This window comes from Gelidibacter salicanalis (assembly GCF_016469035.1).
Lineage (GTDB): Bacteria > Bacteroidota > Bacteroidia > Flavobacteriales > Flavobacteriaceae > Gelidibacter > Gelidibacter salicanalis_A.
Genome location: NZ_JAEHJZ010000134.1, coordinates 1 through 788, shown reverse-complemented (window position 1 = coordinate 788; position 788 = coordinate 1). Strand labels below are relative to the sequence as shown.

General features: G+C 38.0%; 2 protein-coding genes. Both read right to left on the bottom strand.

All coding sequences use genetic code 11. The annotated features are described in order from the left end of the window. Positions 1-72 precede the first annotated feature (72 nt). Positions 73-558, bottom strand: coding sequence for a family 20 glycosylhydrolase (locus JEM65_RS21195; protein WP_199603714.1), 486 nt, complete (start codon positions 556-558; stop codon positions 73-75). Then, positions 461-727 carry a family 20 glycosylhydrolase gene (locus tag JEM65_RS22925; protein WP_439953522.1) on the bottom strand — a complete coding sequence of 89 codons (267 nt, stop codon included), beginning with the start codon at positions 725-727 and terminating at the stop codon, positions 461-463. Before JEM65_RS22925 ends, JEM65_RS21195 begins: the two co-directional genes overlap by 98 nt. Positions 728-788: the final 61 nt, after the last annotated feature.

Sequence of the window (788 nt, the reverse complement as noted above, 5' to 3'; positions counted from 1 at the left end):
TATCTTTAAATCCTGTAACCGATGGGATATGGTAGGTGATATCTAAAGCATCCAATCTATCATATTGAAGCATCATTCTTTTATCAAAATCTTCTTGGTTTTTAGCATCTTTAGAACTCCATCCGGTTNNATCATCTCTGACCACAGATTAGCCTGAACGCCTAAAACTTGTTTTGCCTGATCGACTGTAAATCCTTCTGGAATCGGTTCGTAATTGTACACTTTTTCAAACGGCGTTACATTATGTTGTGCATCAAAATAATATTCAAAACACGGGGTAATTATGATGTCATTACCATTGTTGGCTGCCTTGTCAAGCATATCTGGTGCCCAATTACGCCACCACATCATAGTGGTGCCTTCAGAAAGTCCACCTTCGACAATCTCATCCCAACCCATCAATTCTTTACCTTTTGAATTCAAAAAGGCTTCAATATTTCTATTGAAAAAAGACTGCAATTCATGTTCGTTCTTTAAGTTGTTGTCCGTAATCGCTTTTTGACATAAAGGACATTCTTTCCAAGATTGAATNNTATTTTGACGGGAATAATTCAGCAATTTCAGAGAGGATATTTTTGGTAAACTCATAGGTGGTTTCTTTCCCTAAACATGCGGGAATGGAAAAGTGTTCGCCCCATCCTGCTTCTCCAGTACAGGATAAATACGGGTAATTATCAATAGCCGATTTAAAATGTCCTGGCATGTCAATTTCAGGAATCACCTCAATTTGTCGGTCAGCAGCGTAGGCAATAATGTCTTTAATTTCTTCTTGAGTAAAGAAGCCACCG